Source organism: Aldersonia kunmingensis (assembly GCF_001646865.1).
Lineage (GTDB): Bacteria > Actinomycetota > Actinomycetes > Mycobacteriales > Mycobacteriaceae > Aldersonia > Aldersonia kunmingensis.
Map to the genome: position 1 here is coordinate 1 of NZ_LRRB01000088.1, position 22790 is coordinate 22790.

Genomic DNA, 22790 nt, shown 5'->3' on the forward strand with positions numbered 1-22790 from the left:
GACCGAGCCCCACACATCGGTACAGCGCTCCACGGTCACGAACACGACCCCAAAAACAAACACTCAAATCGGTGCAAAACTTCTACACGGGCGCGAAACTTCGCACCCATCTACACAATTCGCACCTATTTGGAAGCGCCATTTCGTGCAAAGTCCGCGCATTCAAACCAGCGTGATTCAAATAAGTGACATTCCGTGAGGAATTAACTCCGATATTGGAGTGAACTTCCCGCAAACCCGAGCAATCCGAATGGTCGTGGCTGCGGCGATCGCGGCGCTCGCGTCGGCTCTGAGCCTCGCGCCGAATGCGCGCGCCGATAATCCTGTCGCACTCGATGGGCTATTTGCGCTGGCTCCGGGTGTGTGCTCGGGCGGTGCGGTGAGTGGCAGTTTCTTCCGGATGATCCTGCCCACCGGCGATGCGAACGGACCGTTCCTGTCCAATAGCGACTCCGGGTGCAGCGATCAGACGGTTACCCCATTGTCAGCGGGCGGTGACGGCGGTCTGGTGAGTGGGAGTTATCAGCCGCAGCCGGCGGCGGCGTTCGATGCGACCGGCAATGCTGTGTCCGGACGGGTAACGACGCCGGTCCGGTTCTATGGCGTCGGCTTCGCGACCGCGACCAATCCGACCGATCCGCAGACAGGCTCCGGCACCGCGCTGCCGAAGATCTACGCCACCGGCACCGCGCTCTCCGGTGACCTGAGCAGCCTCGGCGTCACCTGGAACAACCAGGTGTTCAACCAGGGCGCGCCGAAACCGGGCGGCGGGCTACCTGGCAAGACCAGTGCGATCCGCGGGACGATCGACCCGGCCAGCGGCAACTTTGTGCTGGAGTGGACAAGTCAGATCGTCGGCGGACCGTTCAACAACTTCACCGGCCTTTGGCACCTCGCTGGGCAATACCGGGGTGGAACTGCGCTGACTGCGGCCGCGGCGCCCGTGGCGCCGGCGGCCCCTGCCGCGCCCGTCCAGCCAGCCGCACCAGGGCCCGCTCCTGCGGCGGCACCGGCACCTGCTGCCCCAGCCGATCAGGTTCAGCCCGTTGCGGCAGCGCCCGCACAGGCCGATCCCTCGCTCGCAGCGAAGACGATCGACCTGCCCAATGATCGCGATATTCCGGTCTGGGTCGTCCCCGCACTGATTCTGGTCGGACTCGCCGGTGTCGCGACCTTCCTGTACGCCGACCGCATTGCCGGACGGAAGCGCAGCACGTGACTCAACCGCGGGAAGCGACGACGCAAGTGGGCGGGGACTTCCCCACCTACGGCGACGCCGTCTCCTCGCACGCCGCGGAGATCGCCGGAATCCGTCCGGCGAGATCGCGAGTTCCGCACCTGATCCTGCTTGTGCTCGGTGCGGCGCTGATCCTCGCGCCACTGGTACTCGGCATGTTCACCCGCGCTGCCCAAGGGCAGGAGATGCTCGCGTCCTTCGGTCCATACGTGCAGGCCGAGCCGATCGCCGACTTCCGCGCCGACCTCGCCGCTGTCGAGGCGGCGCGGGCGAATGTCGTGGCGCTGGAACAGTCCGGGCGAGCTCCGGCCGGTGACTTTCCGTATGTCGATGGACTGGTTCGTGACTACCCGGGAATCGACGCGGACATGTCCGCGATGCTGTCTACGGGCGAGGCGAATATCGGGCGGTACGAACAACTGTTGTCGCTGCCACCGTTTGCGGCGCTGCCCTGGTTGTTCGTCCTCCCCGGACTCGGGCTGCTGCTGGCCGGTGCGGTCGGCCTGCGTGCAGCGAACCGTGGTCGGCGTTCGATATTCGCGACGGGCGCGGCCGGTGCCTCGGTGGCATGGCTTCTTGTCGTGCCGTTTGCGTTCGGCATCTTCTCGAACGCTCCGGCGGGAAGTCCACTGCTGCAGGACTTCTCTTCGATCGTCACCCAAGACCGCGTCCGTCAGGTGCAGGGCTACTTCGTCACCCTGGCCGGCGGGCAAGGCGAGCTGAACAGCCGCTACACCAAGGCTGTGCTCGCCGAGGACCCCACCGTTGATATCGGCGCGATCGCCGAGCTCGAGCAGCGCTGGCAGCCGATGACCTCTCAGTTCGCCGGCCTGATCGGCGCGATGAACGACAACGTCGACAACTTCGCCGCGGTGTCAGCGCTGAACGATTCCACTGCCCCGCTCGGCTTCTCCGCATTCGACAGGTTCGGCTGGTTCTTCGTGGTGCCGGGCCTGATTGGGCTCGGGGTCCTCGTCGCCGAACCGGCGGCGCTGCTTGCCCGGCGACGCGTGAAAGTGCAAGGAGAGAACCGATGACCCGACGAATCGTGACGGCCGTGCTGGCTGTGTCCCTGCTCCTGCTCGGATCGGCATGCTCGTCATCCGAGGAGGCTGGTTCGGATGCACCGGCGCAGGAGGAGGCGCTCGTCGGGCTGTTCCGGTTGACACCGGGTGCAGTCGATGGCGACCGCGTGTCCGGCACCTGGTTCCGGATGGTGCAACCCGGAGGAACACCAGAGTCGGGGCCCTACATGCCCAATGGTGACTCGGTGGTCCCCGGTGGCACCGCGACCCTGCTGGAACCCGGCACCGAGGGTGGTCTGCGTACCGGTGGCTACCAGTCCGAGCCGAATCCCGCTTTCGCGGAGGGTAATTCGCTGGCCGGCTCGATCACCAAGCCGACGAAGTTCTTCGCGGTGGAGTTCGGTACCTCGACCAACCCGATCGACCCGCAGACTCAGCGCGGCGTCGTCGCGCCGTCGGTGGTGAACAAGGGCGGCGAGCTGACCGCGGATGTGTCGGCATGGGCCGCCTCGTGGAACAACCAGGAGTTCAACCAGGGCGCGCCGAAGCCGCCGGCGAAGGCGGGACCAGAGGTTCCGGTTGCGGCGCAGGTCAAGCAGGTGTGGGACTGGGTTGCGCAGAAGTGGCTCGACCTCCCCAGTGACACCGCCGCCAGCGGACCGCCGGCGACAGGCACGTACGACCCGGACAGCAAGCGTTTCACGCTCGAGTGGACCAGCCTCATCGTGGATGGGCCGTTCAACGGCTTCACCGGCGTGTGGCACCTCGAGGGAGTGTTCGAACCCGGCGCCGCCGCACCAGGAGCGGTGCCGCAAAACGGCGCGGGCGGCTGACCGATGACACGAACCAATCGAAACTGCACTACCGAGAGGATGCGATGACCTCCCCCACCGGACAACCGAGATCCGGACTCGCGATCGTCATTCGGGTGATTTCTGCCGCCGCTGTAATCGGCAGTTCGGTGGCGATCACCGCAATCGCGGTCGACGACGGCGATCAGGTTGCCGTCGTCGTGCCACAGGCCAAGGTCGCTCCTGCGCCACAGCCCGCGCCGGCCCCGGCCGCACCCGAGAACGCGCCGGCTCCCGCACCCGCACCGGGTGCCCCGCCCGCCTCGGTCCCGATCGGCAACGCGCCCGCCGCCACGGTCCCGCTCGGCACCGCACCGGCCGCTCCATCCGGCACCGCCCCGGCGACCTCGGTCCCGGTCGGCACCGGACCGGCGACCTCGATCCCGCTTGGCGCCGCCGCGCCGGGTACTGGCAGCCCGTTCGACGCGGCGGCTCCAGTTGCGCAGCCGCCGTGCCCGATCGGCTGGCCGGCTCCGGAGAAGCAGGGCGGCTTGGCCTCCCTGATCGGTTTGGCCCCGCTGGCCGGGCCGTTCTCTTCGGAGGCGTTCGCGCTGGCATCGGTGTATCAGCCGTTGCTGCGCCTCGTCGGGCCGGTTCTGGCCGAGATCGCGCCGGTTATCACGCACTACCAGCCGGTGATCGACCCAATCATCAAGAATGTGCAGGGCGTGGAAGAGGCTGTGCTGCAAGCGATCCTGCCCTACTACGGGCCGTATCGCGATCAGCTGATCGCTGCCGAGGGTGAGGTCGCCAAGGTGATCGCGCCTGTGCTGGAGCGTGCCTACACCACCGAGGCGGCATCGTGCCTGGTGGCTTGGCAGGGGCAGTTGATCGAGCAGGCTCGTGGTGGGCCGGTCCGGGTGCCGTCGCTGGCTCGCCCGGGAACAATCGTGGAATTGCAGCCAGGGCCGCGTTAGCGAGCGGCGCGCAGGCGTTCGGTACGCAGTTGCTCAACCTCGTCGATGTCGAGCGGGGGCAGGGCGTCCACGCCGAGGGCACGGGCAAGCAGGAGGTCCGCGAGTTCGGGGTTGCGGGCCAGGGCCGGACCGTGCATGTACGTGCCGATCACCGAGCCCTGCACCACACCCTCGAAGCCGTCGCCGACACCATTGCCGACGCCGGCCGTGACTCGTCCGAGTGGTTTCGCCGCAGGGCCGAGAGTCGTTCCGCCTCGGTGGTTTTCGAATCCGGTGAGCGGTGCGGTGAGTCCGTCGAGCAGCGGAGACGTAAGCACCTCGCCGATCGAACGGGTCTTCTGCGGTGCCGTCGTCACGTCGAACATCGAGATGCCGTCGACGCGCTCCCCGGCCGAGGTCTCGTACCAGTGGCCGAGTACCTGGATGGCGGCGCAGATCGCGAGTACCGGCGCACCGCGCTCGGCGGCCTGTTGGAGGCCGGGGTAGCGCTGCAGATGCCGCGTCGCGAGGCGCTGTGCGTAGTCCTCGGCGCCACCGAGGGTGTACACATCGAGCGAGTCCGGGACCGGATCGGCCAGGGTGATCTCAACGATCTCGGCGTTGTAGCCGCGCATCCGCATGCGCTGGCGCAGCACGAGCGCGTTGCCCCCGTCGCCGTAGGTGCCCATCACGTCGGGCAGCACCAAGCCGATCCGGAACGTTGAATTAGACATGGGTGGCCTCGCGACGCATTCGGCGAGTCTAACGGTGCAAGTACGGTAGGCGCGGTCGGCGTCGTCCGCACTGCAATAGCTCCCAGATTGCCCGGGCGCGCTCTAATGTGCTCCAAATGGGCGTGATGAGGTCACTTGTACGCGCGGCAGCAGCGGTGTTGTTCGTCGGCGCGGCGGCGGTGCCACTTGCCTCGCCCGCGGTCGCGCAGGGCGGTTGCCCCGACGGGAGCGGCAGCAATGGATCCGGTAGCAGTGGATCGAACGGCAGTGGCAGTAATGGATCCGGCAGCAATGGATCGAACGGCAGCGGCAGCGGATCCAGCGATAGTGGGGGGATTGGATCGAGTGGCAGCGGATACAGCGGCAGTGGCCTGAGTGCGGATTCGGTCAACTGGTTGCCGGGCAGCGCGGGCTCGTTCGGGAGTTCGAGTCACGCCATTCCGAATCCGAACGATCAAGGCCCACTGCCTGTACTGAGCGGTGACACCCAGACGGTGGCGTGGGTGACCGGTCCACAAAGTCCCAACGTTACGGACGAAAGGTTCGGGATCACGGGTACCGATCTGGGCATCGCGTGGGACAACGGCGCGAGCGGTGCCGAGCATCAGATCCTGATGGCCTTCGGCGATACCGTCGGCATGTGCGCCGCGCCCGGCGGCCAGTGGCGCAGCAATGTGCTGTTGCGGAGTGCGGACTTTGACCTCGCCGACGGCATCAACATACCGGATCCGCAGTACGGCAATCCATTCGGCGGCAGCCCGGTGCAGGTGGACCGGCAGGATTTCTCGCGACAGATCATCGCCAGCCTCGGATTCGCGCCAGTTGAGGTGACCGTTATCCCTACCGCGGGCATCGCGGTCGGAAACACGCAGTACATCAACTACATGTCCGTGCGGAAGTGGGGACCTCATGGGACCTGGACAACCAATTTCTCCGCAATTGCCTTCTCCACCAACAACGGTGAGACGTGGACGACCGACGTCCGCACGATCCGCTTCAATGCGCCCCTCGACGTGCTCTCGGGGGTCCCGCAGTTGGCCCCGGGCAACGCAAACTTTCAAATGCACGCCTATCTGCGCAATGCCGGGTTCGTCTATGGCTTCGGTACGCCGAACGGTCGCTACGGTGCCGCGCGCGTCTCCCGTGTTCCCGAGGCACAGATGCTCGATCTCGGCGCGTATCGCTATTGGAACGGCTCGGACTGGGTGCCCGGCGCAGGGAACGCGGTCGACGTGATCGGCGCACCGGTCGCGGAGATGTCGGTGACCTGGAGCGACTATCTCGGCGAGTACGTCGCGCTGTTCTTCAACCAGTCCGCCGAACAGGTGGAACTCTGGACTTCCGCTACACCGCAGGGTCCATGGGCTCTCGACAAGGTGCTATTCGATGCGGTGGACCTGCCGGGCGGGTTCTACGCGCCCTTCATTCATCCGGCGTCGGCAGGCAACTGGCTCTACTTCACCTTGTCGCTTTGGGAGGGCTACAACGTCATGCTCTTGCGTACCGATCTCGGCGTTGTAGCCGCGCATCCGCAAGCACCGGCGGAGCACCAGCGCGTTCCCGCCGTCACCGCAGGTGGCCCGTGACTTCGGGCAGCCACTAGCCCTGTGCGGAAGGTGGACTCAGACAGGGGGAGGCTAGCGGAACGCTGTAACGCAACCGAGACGTGATTGCGTGATGGTCACATCAGCGCGGTTCTACCGTGGCTGGAGTGACGAATGTCCGCATTCCAACGACGTTGTTTTCCGCACTGTTATTCGTCGGTGCTCTGACCGTGCCTCTTGCGGCTCCAGCTGCAGCGCAACCGTGCGACAGCACCGGGAGCAGCGGATCCAGCGGCTCGAGCGGCAGCGCGGGATCCGGTGCCGAAGGATCGAACGGAAGCCTTGCCGATCTCAGCTCGGGATCATTCGAAGGCAGCGGCTCCGCCGGCTCTACGGGGAGTTTCGGACACGGCCGCGGTCAGATTCGGGAACAGGGTCCTTTGCCGATCCTGCGCGGCGACACCCAGACCATCGCCTGGATTACCGGTCCGCGAAGCAACAACCGCACCGACACGCGTTACGGCATCTCGGGAACCGACTTGGGCATCGGCTGGGACAACGGCGAAACGGGTGATCGGCGTCAGATCCTGATGGCCTTCGGCGACAGCTTCGGCGACTGCGGTGCGGAGGAGCAGGAGTGGCGCAACAACGTCTTGCTGCGCAGCACCGATACCGACCTCGCCGATGGCATCGACTTCCTCGACCCGGAGGTCGGCAACCCCTATTCCGGTAGCCCCGTCGAGGTTGACCGACCCAACTTCTCGCGGCAGATTATTGCGAGCCTCAACCTCTACCCCGAGGTCACCGTTATTCCGACCGCGGGCATCTCAGTGGGCGGCACGCAGTACATCAACTACATGTCGGTACGTTCCTGGGACACCCCGGGCCACTGGACGACGAACTTCTCCGCCATCGCGGTGTCTCATGACAACGGCCAGAACTGGGAAACGGACCCGTTGACGATCCGGGTGAACCAGCCATTCAACATCCTGTCCGCGCTTCCGCAGGCCTCGCCAGGCAACGACAACTTCCAGATGCAGGCCTACGTCCGCGCCGCCGGCTATGTATACGGATATGGCACACCGAACGGCCGGTTCGGAGCTGCCAGGATCTCGCGGGTAGCGGAAACGCAGATGACGAATCTAGCCGCGTACGAATACTGGAACGGGAGTTTGTGGGTGCCCGACGTGAGCGCTGCCGTCGACGTGATCGGCGCTCCGGTTAGCGAGATGTCCGTCGCGTGGAGTCCGCATTTGAACAGGTTCGTCGCCCTGTTCGGCAACGAACAGTTGGCCCAGGTCGAGCTGTGGACAAGCAGCCAGCCGCAGGGGCCATGGACTATGGAGAAGGTACTGTTCAACGGCATCCAGATGACCGGCGGCTTCTATGCTCCGTTCATCCACCCGTGGTCGAGCGGCAACTGGCTGTACTTCACGCTCTCGCGGTGGAGCGATTACAACGTGATGCTGGTGCGTACGAACTTGAACGCGTTGTGACTCAGCTGGTTTCGAGCGCGCGGTTCAGGTCACGGAACGCTGTGTAGTTCGCCAGTACCTCAACCCGCCCGGGCGGGCAGGAGGCGATCGCGTGCACCGGATCCTTCACGAGTGTGTGATCCACCCCGGCGTAGGTGAGCCGGACGCCGAGATCGGTTCCGCGCTCGCCGGAGGCAACGACCTGCACGCCCTCGAAGTGCTCGAACCGGACGTCCCACAGCCAGGACAGATCCTCGCCGTCGGGCACCTGACCGTTGACCGCGATGACAAGTCCGTCGACGGTCGGATCGATCATCGACAGTGCTTCCTGCCAGCCGGCCGGGTTCTTGGCCAACAGCATTCGCACTGAATGCGGGCCGACCTGCGTCGTGCGGTAGCGACCGGCGACCTCGTCCACGGAGGCGGCCGCAGCCACGGCGGCGGCAGGCTCGGCCCCGAGCGCCACGGCCGCGGCGACGGCCTGGGCGGCGTTGCCGCGGTTCGCCTTTCCTGGCAGCGTCAGCTTCAGCGGAAGCACCAATCCGTCCGGGCCGTAGAGATTTTCGTCGTCCACCCACCAGGTCGGGGTGGGGCGTTCGAAATCGGTTCCGGTGCTGTACCAGTGCCGGTAGGTCCGCCCGTGCTCGTCGGTGCGGTCCTCCCACGCGATCGGCTCGCCGCTGCGAGGGCAACTCGTCGAGTCCACTGCCCAGCCGCTTCCCGCGGACACCCACACCACGTTCTTCGAGTCGTAGGCGGCGGACGTCACGAGTACGTCGTCGCAGTTCGCCACGACCACGGCGTCGGGGTGGCGTGCGAGACCGGTGCGCAGCCGACGCTCGATCATGTTGATCTCGCCGACCCGGTCGAGCTGGTCGCGGCTCAGGTTGAGCAGCACGATCGCTTCGGGCGACATGGCATCGGATACGTGCGGCAGGTGCAGCTCGTCCACCTCGATGGCGGCGAGTCCGGCCGTGCGGTGTGCGGTGAGCGCCGCGACAATGCCGGCGTCCATGTTCGCGCCGTCCGCCTGGGTGGCGACCTCACCCATCGTGGCCAGCGCGGCCGCGGTCATCCGGGTGGTTGTGGACTTGCCATTGGTTCCAGTGACGAGCACTGAGCGGCGGCCGTGGCCAAGTTGCGTCATCAGCGTGGGATCGATTTTGAGCGCGATCAGTCCGCCGATCATCGATCCCTTGCCACGGCCGGCCTTCTGCGATGCCCACGACGCCGTCTTCGCGGCTCGCAGGGCCACGCGCCCACGCCAGGTGATTACCTCGGTCACCCGGCGAGTCTGTCATCCGATTCCCGCGGGTGTCGAACCGGTCGCAGGTCACCCTGTGAGCTGGATCTCCTCGTCGTACGGGGCTGCGACGTGCGGGTAGACGGCCGGTGGTCGCTCATTCAGCTGGCCGCCGCACGGGCACGAGATAGGTGCCGATGCGGTCGCGGGTCCACCATGCTCCGGTGCGACGTCGCTCCGCCCGGTCGGTGAAGTGATATTCGTAGAGCGTCGCGCGCACCCGATCCGGCCGCTGGTCGGCAAAGGGGTTGCCGCGCAGTAGTTTCAGCGTATCGACGTCGTTCTCCAGCAGCTTGTCCGCCAGCCGCGGCAACCAGGTTCGGGCGTAATCCGGGGACAGTGCGGCGAACCACATCAGCCAGTCGAGCCGCAGGTGGTACGGCGCGAATTGCCTTGGCATCCTGTGTAAGTCGACGGGCTTTCCCTTGAACTGGTATTCCTTCCACTCCGGCTCGTGCGCGGTCTCGGTGTCGTGGCAGCCCTCCAGGACCACCTCGAAGCGAGTGCGGGTGACCCGTCCGAATGCACCGTAGGTGTTCACCAGGTGCAGCTTGTCGAAGCTCGCATTCATCTTCTGGTGCGAGGACAACAGATTGCGGGCGGGCCGGTAGCTCAGCACCACGACCAGCGCGGTCACTGCAATGACGACAACGACGAACCAGGCCGGGGTGTCGTCGAATTCGGGAGCGGAGATGGGCAGCACCGAGTACCACGCGCCGGGAATCACGGACAGGCCGAGGACAATGGTGACCCAGTTCAGCCACGAGAAGTTTCCGCTGAGCAGCAGCCAGCACTGGGTGACCACAATGATTGCGGCGGCAATACCAGCGACTGGCTGTGGCGCGAATAGTCCGAACGGCACAACCAATTGGGCGAAGTGGTTTCCGGCCACCTCGATTCGATGAAGCGGCTTGGGTAGATGGTGGAAGTACCAACTCAGCGGATTCGGCATCGGCTGGGTTTCGTGGTGGTAGTACAGGCAGGTCAGGTTGCGCCAACAGGGATCTCCACGGATCTTGATCAGGCCGGCACCGAACTCCACCCGGAACAGCACCCAGCGCAGCAGCCACAGCACAAGCACCGGCGGCTCGGTCGCGGCAGAGCCGAGAAAGATTGCCAGGAAACCGACTTCGAGCAGGAGAGACTCCCAGCCGAAGCCATACCAGATCTGGCCGATGTTGACGATGGACAGGTACAGCACCCAGAGGACCGCCCACAACGCCATGCAGACAGGCAGTGGCAGTTGGTCGAATGCGCCGACCAATGCGGCAACCGACAACGCCACGCCGACCCAAGCCACCACCGCGAACCGGCGGTCGGAATAGCCGAACGCAAAGAGGCTGGGCACCTCCCGGAAGCTGCGCCCGCGCAGGTATCGCGGTGCCGGGGTGAGGCCGTGCTCCCCGATGAGCGCGCGGAATTGGTTTGCGGCGGTGAGGAACGCGACGAGGTACACCAGCCCGAGCCCCCGCTGGAAGACCCAGCGGCTCGGCCAGTACCCGGGGTCGGAGAACCAGTCCACGCAGCGGCTCCTTCGACCGCGAGCCTACTGCCGTGCAGGGACGGGTACCGGGTTTGAGTTGGAATCGGTGCCGGTGGGGACGGCGGCGATCTCCGCAGCTCGGCGCCGTATACGCAGCGCTCCGGTCGCCGCCGCGGCGCCTGCGATGACCACGACGCCGCCGACGATCGTCGCCGCGCTCGGCTGCTCGTGCAGCACCAGCCAGGACGCCCCGATGCCGACAATCGGCACGAGCAATGAGAACGGAGCAACCGACGCGGCGGGATAGCGGGTGAGCAGGCCGGTCCACAGGCCCGAACCCGCGATGGTGCCGAGCAGCACGATGTAGGCGATGCCGATGAGCGCCGGCCACGCGTGACCGCCGAGGACCGCCGTCAGACCGTCCAAGCCTGCGCTCGGGCCTTCGAACGTCAGCGACAGGGCCAGCATCGGGATCGGCGGAATCACCGACATCCACAGCATGAAGTGAAGGGGGTTGGGCGCCTGCGCCAAGCGCGAGCCGATATTGCCGAACGCCCAGCCCAACCCGCCGAGCAGCGTCAGAATCACCGGCAGCAGCGTCGCGTGTTCTGCCTGGTCCCAGCCGATTGTCACCATGCCGGCCAGCGCAAGGAGCAGGCCGCCGATCTGAAGGCCGCCGATCCGCTCACCGAGAAAGAGCGTGCCCAGCACGACGGTGAAGGGCGCGGACGACTGCAGGACAAGTGAGGCAAGCCCGGTCGGCATGCCCGCCTGCATTGCGGCGAACAGAAAGGCGAACTGCGCCACGCCGAAGCCGAGACCGTAGACCAGCAGCCATCGCCACTGCACCTGCGGCCGCGGAATGAAGATGACCACCGGGATCGCGATGAGCAGGAACCGCAGCGCGCCGAGGAAGAACGGCGGAAACACGTCGAGCGCTGCTCGGATGGCGAGGAAGTTCACGCCCCAGAGCAGCACGACGAGCAGCGCGAGGTTGCGGTCACGGGTGGTCACACAATCCATGGTGCGAGCGCATCAATCATGAGCACAACCGAATAATTGTGGAGTGGATATGTAGCATTACTTAATGTTTGATCCACAGCGTCTTCGTGTATTGCGAGCGTTGGCCGACAGGGGGACAGTCGCGGCAACAGCGAAGGCGCTGGTCATGACGCCGTCCGCGGTTTCCCAGCAACTCAAGGTGCTCGCCCGCGAGGCCGGCGTTCCGCTGCTCGAGCCCGACGGTCGCCGGGTGCGGCTCACCGATGCCGGGCGGGCGCTCGTGTTGCGTGCCGACGAGGTGCTTGCCTCGCTCGACCGCGCCAGTGCAGAGATGGCGCTGTACCGCGAGGCCCCGCACGGCGTGGTCAGGCTCGCGTCCTTCCCGTCCGGGGCCGCGCTGTTGCTGCCGCGGGTGCTGGCCGAGTTGGCCGGGATGCCGGTGCGGTTGCAGGCCAGCGACGAGGATCTGCCGCCCACCGAGGTATCACGGCTGCTCGCCGACTACGACGTGGTGCTGACCCATCGCGACGACCGCACGCCGCTACGTCCGGATCCGCGGGTGGTGGTGCGTACACTGCTGCGTGAGCCCATCGATGTAGTCGTCGCCGCCGACCATCGCCTCGCACGTCATACTCGCGTCCACCCGGCCGAGCTCGCAGACGAGGACTGGATCAGCGTGCGTGGCGGGTTCCCGGTCGACGACGTGCTGCTTTCGATCGCCACGGTTACCGGTGTGCAACCGCGGGTTACTCAGCGGCTCAATGACTTCCGAGTGATCGAGAGTCTGGTCGCGACCGGCTGGGGAGTTGCCCTGATGCCGCGTTGGGCGGTCACCGATCCCCGGTTGACTGTGCTGACGCTCGCCGACGTGCGGGCGGGTCGGGTGTACGAGCTTGCCACCCGCCCGCACGCCGAGCGTCGCCCTGCGGTCGCCGCCGTCCTATCGGCATTCACGGCGGCCGTTGCGCCGCTTGCCGATTCGAAGGCCGGTCGCTAGGGCCGGAGTGCCGGTTCTGTGAGTACGCAGTGCGTGCGGGTGTAGATCGTGGGCATGCACCTGTTGCAGTGAATGCACGACGACAACGTGGTCGAATCCGCGGCAATGCGATTGATCAAGTCCGGCTCCATGAGCAGTGCCCGGCCCATGGCGACGAAATCGAATCCCTCGTCCATCGCGAGGTCCATCGACTCGCGGTCGGTGATGCCGCCAAGCAGGATTAGTGGCATATCGAGCGCCTCGCGGAATTTGCGCGCGTTTTCGAGTAGATACGCAGGGCGGTAGGGGTATTCGCGGAGGAACTTCTTCGCGATCAGGCGCATACCCCACCGTTGCGGGATCGGTAGTGCGGCGGCGAACTCCTTGGCCGGCGCATCGCCGTGGAACAGGTACATCGGGTTCATCAGCGAGCTACCGGCGGTGAGTTCGATGGCATCGAGAGTGCCGTCGGATTCGAGCCAGCGGGCCACGGTCACGCTGTCCTCGATCGTCAGCCCACCGCGGTAGCCGTCGGTCATATTGAGCTTCGCGGTGATCGCGAGCCGGCCGCCGACCGCGTCGCGGACCGCACGCGCAACCTCGCGAGCCACGCGGGCGCGGTTCTCCAGTGATCCGCCGTAGGCGTCCCTGCGGTGGTTGAGTGCCGGGCTCAGGAACGAGCTGACCAAATAGTTGTGTCCGAAATGTAGTTCCACACAATCGAATCCGGCCGACTCGGCCATGCGAGCGGCATCGGCATGGGCGGCGACGATGCGGTGGATATCGGCGGGCTTGGCCTTGCGGGTGATGCGCATGCCGAGCGGGTTGAACATGTAGCCCGCGGAGTACGCCTTCGCGCGGTTGGATGCCGCATTGGCCACTGGACCGGCGTGCCCGAGTTGTGCGCTCATCGCGGCACCCTCGTTGTGCACCGCATCGGCGAGCCTGCGTAAGCCCGGCAGCGCCTCGTCGCGCATCCACACCGCGTGGCGGTCTGTGCGCCCCTCGGGGGACACCGCGCAGTACGCCATCGTGGTCATGCCGACCCCGCCTGCCGCCATCTCGCGGTGGAACTCGATCAGGTCGTCGGTGACGAGCGAATCGGGTGTTCGGCCTTCGAAGGTGGCGGCCTTGATGATTCGGTTGCGCAGTTGCAGCGGTCCGAGCTTTGCCGGGGCGAGAATGTCGGTCATCGGGTTACCTCTGCAACAAGGCCGGCGGCCACGAACGCGCACAGCGTCTCGACGGCATCGGCGGACGGAACACGGTCACCGGCGAGTGGGTCGCCGAACTGCTGAAGGATGAGCTCGAAGGCGAGCATCCAGCGTCGGGCGGATTCGGCAACCGACAACTCGGGCCGCTCGGCGCGCAGCACCTCGTCCCACGGCTCCAGGCTGAACCAGCGCGCACTCCATGCCACCGACTGGCGGCCGAGCACGATCCGCGCGAGGAGGTGTAGGTACAACCGGCCGGCCGGATCGGTGGCGAGATCGGTGAGCGGTTCGACGATGATGCGCACGCACTCGGCGACCGACGTCGTGCCCGGAGCGACCTTCGTGAGCGGCTCGGCCCACGATCGGGCCGAGGCGGGTCGTGCAGTAACTCTGCGACGAGGTCGTCCTTCGATCCGAAGTGGTAGTGCACGGCGGCCGAGTTCGCGCCGGCGGCCGCGCAGATCGAGCGCACCGACACCTTTTCGAAGCCCTGCTCGAGCAGTAGCCGCTCGGTGGCGGTGAGCAGTCGGGAACGCGTTGTCGCGTTGTCCATCGTCTCCACACCGACGAGTAGAACACGTTTCAATCGGCGATTCAATCATTGATTGAAATTGCTTGGTCCGCCGGTCTACAGACGAAAACGCGCACCTTTTCGCGCCGTGGCTCGAAAGGTGCGCGGTGGTAGAGGACGGTTAGTCCTGCTGGTGGTGGCGGCCGGCCGCCGGGGCGAAGTCATCCGCGACGAGTGCCGCCAACTCGAGCAGTGCGCGCCGCGTCTGCTTGCTGACCAGCTCCAAGTCGACCTCTGCGCCCTCGGAGAGATGCTCGTCGAACGGCACGATATGCACCGCGCGGGTGCGCTCGAGGAAGAGCTTCTTGAGCTGGTTCACATCGACCGACGACGCCCCGCCGCGCGAGGAGTTGACGACCACGACAGTGCGTTCGACCAGCCGGGCGTAGCCGTGGTGTTCGAGCCAGTCCAGGGTCGCCGACGCACTGCGCGCGCCATCGATCGCGGGCGAGGTGACCAGGACGAGCGAGCTCGCCATGTCCAGCACGCCTGCCATGGCCGAGTGCATCAGGCCAGTGCCGCAGTCGGTCAGGATGATGTTGTAGTACTGCTGAAGGATCGTGATCGCGGCGCGGTAGTCCGCCTCGCTGAATGCCTCCGACACCGCCGGATCCTGCTCGCTGGCGAGCACTTCGAGCCGGCTCGGCGACTGCGACGTATGTGCCCGGACATCCGAGTAGCGAGAGATGTTCGGCGACTCGAGTAGCGTGCGCACCGTCGAACGGGTCTGGCGCGGAACGCGGTGCGCGAGCGTGCCGAGGTCGGGGTTCGCGTCGATCGCGATAACTCGGTCACCGCGCACCGAGGCGAAGGTTGAGCCGAGGCCGACCGTCGTCGTGGTCTTGCCAACGCCGCCCTTGAGCGACAGCACCGCGATGCGGTAATCGCCGTAGACGGGCTGATTCACCCGGGCAACGAGCTCACGCTGGTCAAGATCGGCGGGCGACTCGCCCGGGTTGATCGCGCCCCCCGAGGCCTTGTGCACCGCGAGGCGCCAACCGCTCTTCGGCGCGCGGCGCGCTCGCCTCAGTAGCTGCAGATCATCGACCGATTGCGGTCCGTCGTCGTACGCGTCGTCGGCCCACTCGTAGTCCGCGCTGTCCGGTGACGCGGGAATCTGGTACTTGGCCGCGGCGGTGTCTTCCTGGAAAGGCACTCGCACAACCTTGCCGTCCGAGGTGATCTCGGCGCGGGTCTGTGCAGGCGGCGGGGATTGCACGGGCTGTGGCGGCTCGGGAATGCGAATCGTCGGGCGAGGCGGTGCGGCGGGAGGCGTGAACGCCTGTGGCGCACCCGGGGCGGGCATCGGCTGGGCCGGCGGTGCGACGAATGCCGGCGGCGCCGGGTCGTATGCGTGCTGTTCGGCCCGTGGCGGCGCCTCGGCGAACGGCGCCTCGGTGAACCGCGCCTGGGCGGGGGGTGCCATCCGATCCGGTGCTGGTGGGGGATTCAACCGGACGGCCGGGCGCTCGTAATCGGGCTCGACGGGTGCGGTCGGAGCACCATTGTCATCGCCGCGATCCTGTAGCCATGGCGGCACAGACGGGTCGTAATTGTCGCTGGTCACGGTGTCCCCCAAGGGGCTCGGTGGTCGAGCCGGTACGAAAGCGCTCGATGCCGGCAGGGCATCGAGCGCCGGACTTCTCAAGCCGGAATGGTGCAGCAAACATTATGGCGAAGCAATGTTGTTCGAACAGCAGCGGGCCACGGCCGACTCATCGACCGTGGCCCGCTGCGAAATGCTTAGCGGCTCAGCTCAGCGATTTGGGTTCGCTCAGCTCAGTGCTTTTGCCTTCAACTGCGTGTATTCGGCCTCGGTGATCGTCCCGGCATCGAGCAGTGCCTTGGCGTCGGCGATTTGATCGGCTGCCGACTTTCCACCGCCGCTGACACTTCTGATGTATTCGTCTGCCTGCGCCCGCGCCTGTGACTGTGCCTCGAGGTTGCGCTGCGTCATGCCGCTACCACGCGCGATGAGGTACACGAGCGCTGTTATCCAGGGGAAGATGATGAGGAAGATGATCCAGATCGCCTTGAACCAGCCGGACAACTTGTGGTCGCGGAACAGGTCCGTAAGGATCCAGAACAAGATCATCAGATATGCCACGAAGGCGAAAATCACCAACGTGTACCAAATGAAATCCCAGAACGAGTCCCACATGCGCGTTGCTCCGTTCACACCATTGGATTGGTCCAGAGGAACTATTCCACCAATCGGTGCTGCGTGTGGGACGAAACGACAGTTCGAAAAGGTGTGCGCCAGATCACTTCCGACGCACGCCTCTCCGATGTAATGCTCAGCTGTTGATGCGGCTCGCGCGGTTGATCGCAGAGACCACTGCACGCAGCGACGCGGTGGTGATCGACGGCGCGATACCGACGCCCCACACCACGGTGTTCCCGATCGCGCATTCGACGTAGGCCGCGGCCTTCGCGTCCGCGCCGGACGTCATTGCGTGCTCGCTGTAATCCAGCACGCGCACGTCGTAGTCGATCGTGGTCAGCGCATCGACGAACGCCGAAAGCGGACCGTCGCCGGTGCCGGTGATTTCGCGCTCCACGCCGTCGACCTTTACCTTCGCGGCGATCGTGTCGACGCCGCCGTCGGTCTCCGACGCGGTGACCTTCTGCCGAATCCGCTCCAGCGGGGTGATCGGGTTCAGGTACTCGTCCGCGAAGACATCCCACATGTCCTTCGCCGAAACCTCGCCGCCCTCACCATCGGTGATCTTCTGGACGGCCTGCGAGAACTCGATCTGCAGGCGGCGCGGCAACGCCAGACCGTGGTCGGTCTTCATGATGTACGCGACGCCGCCCTTGCCGGACTGCGAGTTGACCCGGATCACGGCCTCGTAGGTGCGGCCGACATCCTTCGGATCGATCGGCAGGTAGGGCACCTGCCAAACCATGTTGTCGACAGTGGTCTTCGCATCGTCGGCGTCGAACTTCATGACGTCGAAGCCCTTGTTGATCGCGTCCTGGTGGCTGCCCGAGAAGGCGGTGTAGACCAGGTCGCCGCCGTACGGGTGACGCTCGGCCACCGGCAATTGGTTGCAGTACTCCACCGTGCGACGGATCTCGTCGATGTTGGAGAAATCGATCTGCGGATCGACACCGCGGGAGAACAAATTCATCCCCAGCGTCACCAGGCAGACATTGCCGGTGCGCTCACCGTTGCCGAACAGGCAGCCCTCGATGCGGTCCGCGCCGGCCATATAGCCGAGCTCGGCGGCCGCGACGGCCTCGCCACGGTCGTTGTGCGGGTGCAGCGACAGCACGATCGAGTCGCGCCGATTCAGGTTGCGGTGCATCCACTCGATCGAGTCGGCGTACACGTTCGGCGACGCCATTTCGACCGTCGCCGGCAGGTTGATGATGATGGGGCGCTCCGGCGTCGGGTCGATGATCTCGACCACCGCGTCGCAGACGTCCTTCGCGAAGGACAGTTCGGTACCCGTGTACGACTCCGGCGAGTACTCGTAGCGCCAGTTCGTGTCCGGGTACTTCTTCTGCTCGTCCAAGCACATGTGCGCGGCCTCGGTCGCGATCTTCTTGATCACGTCCTTGTCGGCCCGGAACACCACGCGTCGCTGCAGGATCGAGGTGGAGTTGTAGAAGTGCACGATGACGTTCGGCGCGCCGTCGCAGGCGAGGAACGTGCGCTCGATCAGCTCCGGACGACACTGCGTCAGAACCTGAATGGTGACGTCGTCGGGGATCGCGTTCTCTTCGATGATTTCTCGGACGAAGTCGAAGTCGGTCTGGCTCGCAGACGGGAAGCCAACCTCGATCTCCTTGTAGCCCATCCGAACCAGCAGGTCGAACATGCGGCGCTTGCGCGCCGGGCTCATCGGATCGATCAGGGCCTGGTTACCGTCACGCAGATCGACGGCGCACCACGCCGGGGCGCGGTCGACGATCTTGTCGGGCCAGGTGCGGTCGGGCAGCGAGATCGGCTCGACCTCCTCGGCGAACGGCCGGTACCGGAAGGTCGGCATCGAGGAGTTCTTCTGCGGGTTCCAGACCGGCTGGTCCGCGGGAGCGGGACGGCTGGGCGCGTTGATGGTGCGCGAGCCGGACGTGAAGGCGTCAGCGGGTGACATGTCGTGGTCTCCGAAACGTTGCTTTGTGGGCTGATTCAGCCTGGTCGAATGTCGACCGGCGCGGCGCTGGGGAGGCAGCGCGAAGGGCCCGCGACGGGAAGCCGGTCGGAATCAGACCCCGCCGCGGCCGCAAAGAAGGAGCGCCCGCTGCATGTCGGCCAGCGTAGCATCCCTCCACTACACCGCAGCTGGCGGCGGTATGGGACGCGATTTGCGATCGGTCCCCGATTCGTCGTGGTCGGGAGTAGAACGTGCAAATGGACACCCCAGCGTCGCATAAGCTCCCGCGGCATTATCCGAGCCGCCCGCCGGTCGGAGTGCTCGATTGGTTCATGCTGACGCTCGCGGTGATTTCCACGGGCTATCTGGTGTGGATCACCTTCTGGGACGTGCCGCCCGAGACCGAGCAGATCATCTTCAAGATCGACTATGTCGTCTGCGCGATCTTCGCCGCCGAGTTCGCCTGGCGCTGGCACAACGCACGCTGGAGCTGGAAGTTTCCGCTGGTCTACTGGTACGAGGTGCTGGGCATGATCCCGGTCGCGGTGCCGTGGCTGCGGTCGCTGCGACTGCTGCGCGTGGTGGCGATCCTTTCGCGCGCCGGGCGGGCCGCCGACCGCGCGGTCGGCGACCGCGTTACGAACGCCGTGTTCTCGCGGATCACACGGACCGTCGTCGAGGTGGTCAAGCGGCCCATCACCGTCGCAGTGCTCGACGAGGTCGCCATGGTGCTGAAGAGCGGGCACTACACCCGCAATATCTCCGCGGCGCTGCGCGAAAACCAGAACGAACTCGACGAGATGATCCTCGAGCTGATCCGCGAGGACCCGACCGCCGGCAGGCTGCGATATGTGCCGTTCCACGACGACATAGTCCGACTCGTCGCCGACACGGTGTTCCGGATCGTCTTCGAGGTACTCGACGACGCGCGCACGGACGAGCTCGTCTCGGACATGCTCCGCGAGAACATCGACCAGATCAGGGCGGCTGTGCAGGGCAAATACGAGAAGGAAGGCCCGATGGCACCGCTGCACGTGGTGGGTTTCCTCAACGAGGAGGAGGCCGGGAGGTTCCACTAACCGTGGGTCTTTCGTATGGTCACTGCTGTGACGGACGACGCAGCTGTGCAGGGTGGAACCACGACCGATCGGATCGCGGTGGCCCGTGCCTATATCGACGCTCTGGTTTCGCATGACGGCGCGTCGGTGTGGTTCGCGCCCGATGCGGTGCGCTACGAACTCGGCCTCAAGACGGGCTGGTCGGGAAACCACCTGCGGCGCAGTCTTTCTCGCGGCCCGCAGTTCCGGGTGATTCTCGGCGTTCGCGACCTGGTTGCGAGCGTTGAGGGCGACGTGGTGCACACCGAATACCTGCTCGATTCGGGCGTTTTCGGTCGCCGGCTGATGACGGTCCGCATCGAAGAGGATTTCGTTATCCCGGCCGACGACCTGCGCATCCACCGGATCGACGCGAAGTTCCGCCCGGTCTAGGCCCAGAGCCCTATCACCGCACACTTCCTGTTGCGCCGCATACGCTTCCGCAAGCTGGAGCGTGTGCGAGCCGACAGGAAGTGTGCGGCCGTTCTAGGCCTGCGGCTCGGGATGCTCGTGGCCGTGCCGGATCTCCTCGCGCGCCTCGTAGTAGCGCCACGTCTCGTAGCCGATCAGTGCCCCGAGAACCGCGGTCAGCAGCGCGAGCGACGCGATCGCAGGTAGTGCCGCGGCGAGCGGGATCAGCGCGAGGATGACTCCCGCGAGCACCAATCGGACGATGCCGAGCTCGTGCGTGGCGAACCACTTCGAGTACACGAGCGCGAGCACGAACACCGCCGCGCCGCCATAGAGGCAGAACAGCGGGACGCCGTAGAGCGGGTCGGAGATCGTGTGGTGGCTCTCGTCGCCGGCGTAGTTGAGCACCTTCTTCAGGCCCAGCGAGACCATGACGATGCCGATCACCATGGGCAGATGCGCGTAGCTGTAGCAGCGCTGGGCGATGTGGATCTGCCGCCGCTCGTCGGCGTCGGAGAGGGCATGTTCGACCGCGAGCGCTGCGGTGTCGAAGTAGGACCACCACAGCAGCGCCGACACGGTCAGGCCGAGCAGCGAGGCGATGATGATCGGCCACGAAATGGGCAGGTGCGCAACGCCGATGCCGATCGAGACGATCGATTCGCCGATCGCCACGATGATGATCAGCCCATGCCGCTCGGCGAAGTGGCTGGGCGAGCGCAGCCGCCAACCCTGTCCGGATAGGTACGTCCCGATGTAGTCGCCGACGAGCGCGGCGATCCAGAACGCGATCTGGACCCAGCCCTCGGTCTGCGAAGCGATCAGCAGGAACGCCGTGCCCAGTAACACCGATGGCACCCAGCGCGTCAGCTGTCGCCGGAGCTGCGGGTCGTTCCTGCCGATCACGAAGAACGTGCCGAGGTGCACCGCTCTGATGACGAAGTAGCCGAGTGCGAAGACGACTGGTCCGGACAGCTCGCCGGGCAGATCCTCGAACGCCTCCGGAATGGTGAGCGCGAGGATGAATGCGGCCGCGGTCGCCGTGAACATGACGACCCGCATCACACCCTCGTCGGCCCGCACCACATTGCCGAGCCAGGCATAGCCGACCCACGCCCACCACAGCACGCCGAGCACCAGCACCGCGCGCAGCACGTTCTGCGCGGTCGTCTGCACCCCGAGTAGGTCGGTGACCTGAGTGAGGGCGAAGACGAAGACCAGATCGAAGTAGAGCTCGAGCTGCGATACGGAAGCGCGTTCCGGCAGTGCCTGTAGGCGTGCCCGACGTGGCGTGGTCATGGGGGAAATCGTGCCAAAGCTGAACGCTCGGCACGAGCGGAGTGCGCAGGCGCAGTTGCCCGAGCCGCCTCCGCTCGACATCGTCGGGCTCTGTCGGCAATCGGGAGGCCGGTTCCCGGCGCGGTTGGGTAACGTCGGCTGCGCTGGCGACGACTAAAGCCAGCGCCAGCAGTGCTGCCGTGGGAATTGCGGGAGCGGTCTTCGGGAACGGCACATCGAACCCTGATGTGCCTTGATTGACCCCTGCCTAGGTAGGCTAGCTGCGATTACGCGAGGTTTTTACTAAACGAAAGGAAAACTTCTGTGGCTCTCGTCGTTCAGAAGTACGGGGGATCGTCGGTGGGTACCGCCGAGCGAATCCGGCGCGTCGCTGAGCGGATCGTAGAGACTAAGAAGCAGGGCAACGACGTTGTAGTCGTTGTCTCCGCAATGGGTGACACCACCGACGAACTGCTCGACCTCGCTCAGCAGGTCTGTCCCGCGCCACCCGCGCGCGAAATGGACATGCTGCTCACGTCGGGTGAGCGCATCTCCAACGCGCTTGTCGCGATGGCCATCCATTCGCTCGGCGCCGAGGCCCGCTCGTTCTCGGGCTCGCAGGCCGGTGTGATCACCACCAGCATTCACGGCAACGCCAAGATCATCGACGTCACACCGGGCCGGGTCCGTGACGCGCTCGACGAGGGTTCGATCGTCCTCGTCGCCGGTTTCCAGGGCGTCAGCCAGGACAGCAAGGACGTCACCACGCTCGGCCGTGGCGGTTCCGATACAACCGCGGTCGCGCTGGCAGCGGCGCTCAACGCCGATGTGTGCGAGATCTACACCGACGTCGACGGCGTCTTCACTGCAGACCCCCGCATCGTGCCGGACGCTCAGCGGCTCGACGCCGTGTCGTTCGAGGAGATGCTCGAGCTCGCGGCGTGCGGTGCGAAGGTGCTCATGCTCCGCTGCGTCGAATACGCCCGCCGGTACGGCGTCAAGGTGCACGTCCGGTCGTCGTACACCGACAAGCCCGGCACGATTGTTTACGGATCGATGGAGGACATCCCAGTGGAAGAAGCGATCCTCACCGGAGTCGCGCACGATCGCAGCGAGGCCAAGGTCACCGTTGTCGGTTTGCCGGATACTCCTGGCTACGCCGCTCGGGTCTTTCGCGCGGTCGCAGAAGCCGAGATCAACATCGACATGGTGTTGCAGAACATCTCGAAGGTGGAGACGGGTAAGACCGACATCACCTTCACGCTGCCCAAGGCCGACGGCCCGCGCGCGGTCGAGAAGTTGACGAAGCTGCAGGGCGAGATCGGCTTCTCACAGGTGCTCTACGACGATCACATCGGCAAGGTGTCGCTGGTCGGCGCCGGTATGAAGAGCCACCCGGGCGTCACCGCGACCTTCTGCGAGGCGCTCTCGGACGCCGGTATCAACATTGACCTCATCTCGACCTCGGAGATCCGCATCTCGGTGCTGATCGACGACAAGGAATTGGACGACGCGGTCCGCGTGTTGCACCAGGCATTCGACCTCGGCGGCGAGGAAGAGGCTGTCGTGCACGCCGGGACCGGGAGGTAA

19 protein-coding genes and 3 pseudogenes are annotated in these 22790 nt (G+C 65.7%); 10 read left to right on the forward strand and 12 right to left on the reverse strand.

Going from position 1 to position 22790, the window contains the following annotated elements; all coding sequences use genetic code 11:
- Positions 1 to 250: 250 nt before the first annotated feature.
- From A8G08_RS06590 to A8G08_RS06605, 4 genes are read left to right on the forward strand one after another with little or no spacing between them, the layout of a single operon-like run.
- Positions 251 to 1219: a hypothetical protein gene (locus tag A8G08_RS06590; protein WP_068271758.1), complete on the forward strand. Its 969-nt coding sequence runs from the start codon at positions 251 to 253 to the stop codon at positions 1217 to 1219.
- On the forward strand, positions 1216 to 2274 hold the full coding sequence (locus tag A8G08_RS06595) for a hypothetical protein (RefSeq protein WP_157108433.1): 1059 nt from the start codon (positions 1216 to 1218) through the stop codon (positions 2272 to 2274). The genes A8G08_RS06590 and A8G08_RS06595 overlap by 4 nt, the downstream gene beginning before the upstream one ends.
- Positions 2271 to 3095 carry a hypothetical protein gene (locus A8G08_RS06600; protein ID WP_068271760.1) on the forward strand — a complete coding sequence of 275 codons (825 nt, stop codon included), beginning with the start codon at positions 2271 to 2273 and terminating at the stop codon, positions 3093 to 3095. The genes A8G08_RS06595 and A8G08_RS06600 overlap by 4 nt, the downstream gene beginning before the upstream one ends.
- Positions 3096 to 3139: 44 nt before the next feature.
- Positions 3140 to 4030, forward strand: a complete 891-nt coding sequence (locus tag A8G08_RS06605; RefSeq protein WP_068271762.1) for a hypothetical protein — start codon at positions 3140 to 3142, stop codon at positions 4028 to 4030.
- Here the strand turns inward: A8G08_RS06605 and A8G08_RS06610 are convergent.
- A complete protein-coding gene (locus tag A8G08_RS06610) occupies positions 4027 to 4743 on the reverse strand; it encodes a type 1 glutamine amidotransferase (protein ID WP_068271763.1) in 717 nt (238 codons plus the stop codon). The genes A8G08_RS06605 and A8G08_RS06610 overlap by 4 nt on opposite strands.
- A 125-nt stretch (positions 4744 to 4868) precedes the next feature.
- Between A8G08_RS06610 and A8G08_RS06615 the strand changes: the two are divergent.
- A pseudogene (locus A8G08_RS06615) lies at positions 4869 to 6233 on the forward strand (DUF4185 domain-containing protein); the annotation flags it as partial.
- 15 nt (positions 6234 to 6248) lie between these two features.
- Here A8G08_RS06615 and A8G08_RS27935 read toward each other — a convergent pair.
- Positions 6249 to 6373, reverse strand: a pseudogene (locus tag A8G08_RS27935) (glutamine amidotransferase); the annotation flags it as partial.
- A 354-nt stretch (positions 6374 to 6727) separates the two neighbouring features.
- Here A8G08_RS27935 and A8G08_RS06620 point away from each other — a divergent pair.
- Entirely contained in the window at positions 6728 to 7783 is a 1056-nt protein-coding gene (locus tag A8G08_RS06620; protein ID WP_245672699.1) for a glycoside hydrolase family 183 protein, read from the forward strand.
- A gap of 1 nt (position 7784) precedes the next feature.
- Here the strand turns inward: A8G08_RS06620 and A8G08_RS06625 are convergent, their stop codons facing one another.
- The 3 genes from A8G08_RS06625 to A8G08_RS06635 form a co-directional block, all read right to left on the reverse strand.
- On the reverse strand, positions 7785 to 9047 hold the full coding sequence (locus A8G08_RS06625; RefSeq protein ID WP_187344438.1) for a Mur ligase family protein: 1263 nt from the start codon (positions 9045 to 9047) through the stop codon (positions 7785 to 7787).
- 115 nt (positions 9048 to 9162) lie between these two features.
- The gene (locus A8G08_RS06630) at positions 9163 to 10587 is read right to left on the reverse strand and encodes a lipase maturation factor family protein (protein WP_068271772.1); all 1425 of its coding nucleotides are present in this window, start codon (positions 10585 to 10587) and stop codon (positions 9163 to 9165) included.
- Between the two features lie 24 nt (positions 10588 to 10611).
- A complete protein-coding gene (locus A8G08_RS06635) occupies positions 10612 to 11562 on the reverse strand; it encodes an EamA family transporter (RefSeq protein ID WP_084435996.1) in 951 nt (316 codons plus the stop codon).
- A 73-nt stretch (positions 11563 to 11635) separates the two neighbouring features.
- Here A8G08_RS06635 and A8G08_RS06640 point away from each other — a divergent pair, with 73 nt between their 5' ends.
- Positions 11636 to 12547, forward strand: a complete 912-nt coding sequence (locus A8G08_RS06640; protein ID WP_068271773.1) for a LysR family transcriptional regulator — start codon at positions 11636 to 11638, stop codon at positions 12545 to 12547.
- Here A8G08_RS06640 and A8G08_RS06645 read toward each other — a convergent pair.
- From A8G08_RS06645 to leuA, 6 genes and pseudogenes are all read right to left on the reverse strand, one after another.
- Positions 12544 to 13719 (reverse strand): NADH:flavin oxidoreductase, encoded by a 1176-nt coding sequence (locus A8G08_RS06645; protein ID WP_068271774.1) that lies wholly within the window; start codon positions 13717 to 13719, stop codon positions 12544 to 12546. The genes A8G08_RS06640 and A8G08_RS06645 overlap by 4 nt on opposite strands.
- A complete protein-coding gene (locus A8G08_RS27940; protein WP_245672701.1) occupies positions 13716 to 14045 on the reverse strand; it encodes a hypothetical protein in 330 nt (109 codons plus the stop codon). Before A8G08_RS27940 ends, A8G08_RS06645 begins: the two co-directional genes overlap by 4 nt.
- A 140-nt stretch (positions 14046 to 14185) precedes the next feature.
- A pseudogene (locus A8G08_RS27945) lies at positions 14186 to 14293 on the reverse strand (TetR family transcriptional regulator); the annotation flags it as partial.
- 139 nt (positions 14294 to 14432) lie between these two features.
- Entirely contained in the window at positions 14433 to 15851 is a 1419-nt protein-coding gene (locus A8G08_RS28320; RefSeq protein WP_425394535.1) for a MinD/ParA family ATP-binding protein, read from the reverse strand.
- Between the two features lie 234 nt (positions 15852 to 16085).
- Entirely contained in the window at positions 16086 to 16472 is a 387-nt protein-coding gene (locus tag A8G08_RS06660; protein WP_068271818.1) for an SHOCT domain-containing protein, read from the reverse strand.
- Positions 16473 to 16608: 136 nt separating this feature from the next.
- Positions 16609 to 18414 (reverse strand): 2-isopropylmalate synthase, encoded by a 1806-nt coding sequence (gene leuA / locus A8G08_RS06665; RefSeq protein ID WP_068271775.1) that lies wholly within the window; start codon positions 18412 to 18414, stop codon positions 16609 to 16611.
- 257 nt (positions 18415 to 18671) lie between these two features.
- On the opposite strand from leuA, the gene A8G08_RS06670 reads away from it, so the two are divergent.
- Both A8G08_RS06670 and A8G08_RS06675 read left to right on the forward strand, forming a co-directional pair.
- Positions 18672 to 19493, forward strand: coding sequence for an ion transporter (locus A8G08_RS06670; RefSeq protein ID WP_068271778.1), 822 nt, complete (start codon positions 18672 to 18674; stop codon positions 19491 to 19493).
- Positions 19494 to 19508: 15 nt separating this feature from the next.
- Entirely contained in the window at positions 19509 to 19904 is a 396-nt protein-coding gene (locus tag A8G08_RS06675) for a DUF8021 domain-containing protein (protein ID WP_068271783.1), read from the forward strand.
- A 93-nt stretch (positions 19905 to 19997) separates the two neighbouring features.
- On the opposite strand, the gene A8G08_RS06680 is transcribed toward A8G08_RS06675, so the two are convergent.
- On the reverse strand, positions 19998 to 21221 hold the full coding sequence (locus tag A8G08_RS06680) for a low temperature requirement protein A (RefSeq protein ID WP_068271785.1): 1224 nt from the start codon (positions 21219 to 21221) through the stop codon (positions 19998 to 20000).
- 303 nt (positions 21222 to 21524) lie between these two features.
- Here A8G08_RS06680 and A8G08_RS06685 point away from each other — a divergent pair, with 303 nt between their 5' ends.
- Positions 21525 to 22790 carry an aspartate kinase gene (locus A8G08_RS06685; RefSeq protein ID WP_068271786.1) on the forward strand — a complete coding sequence of 422 codons (1266 nt, stop codon included), beginning with the start codon at positions 21525 to 21527 and terminating at the stop codon, positions 22788 to 22790.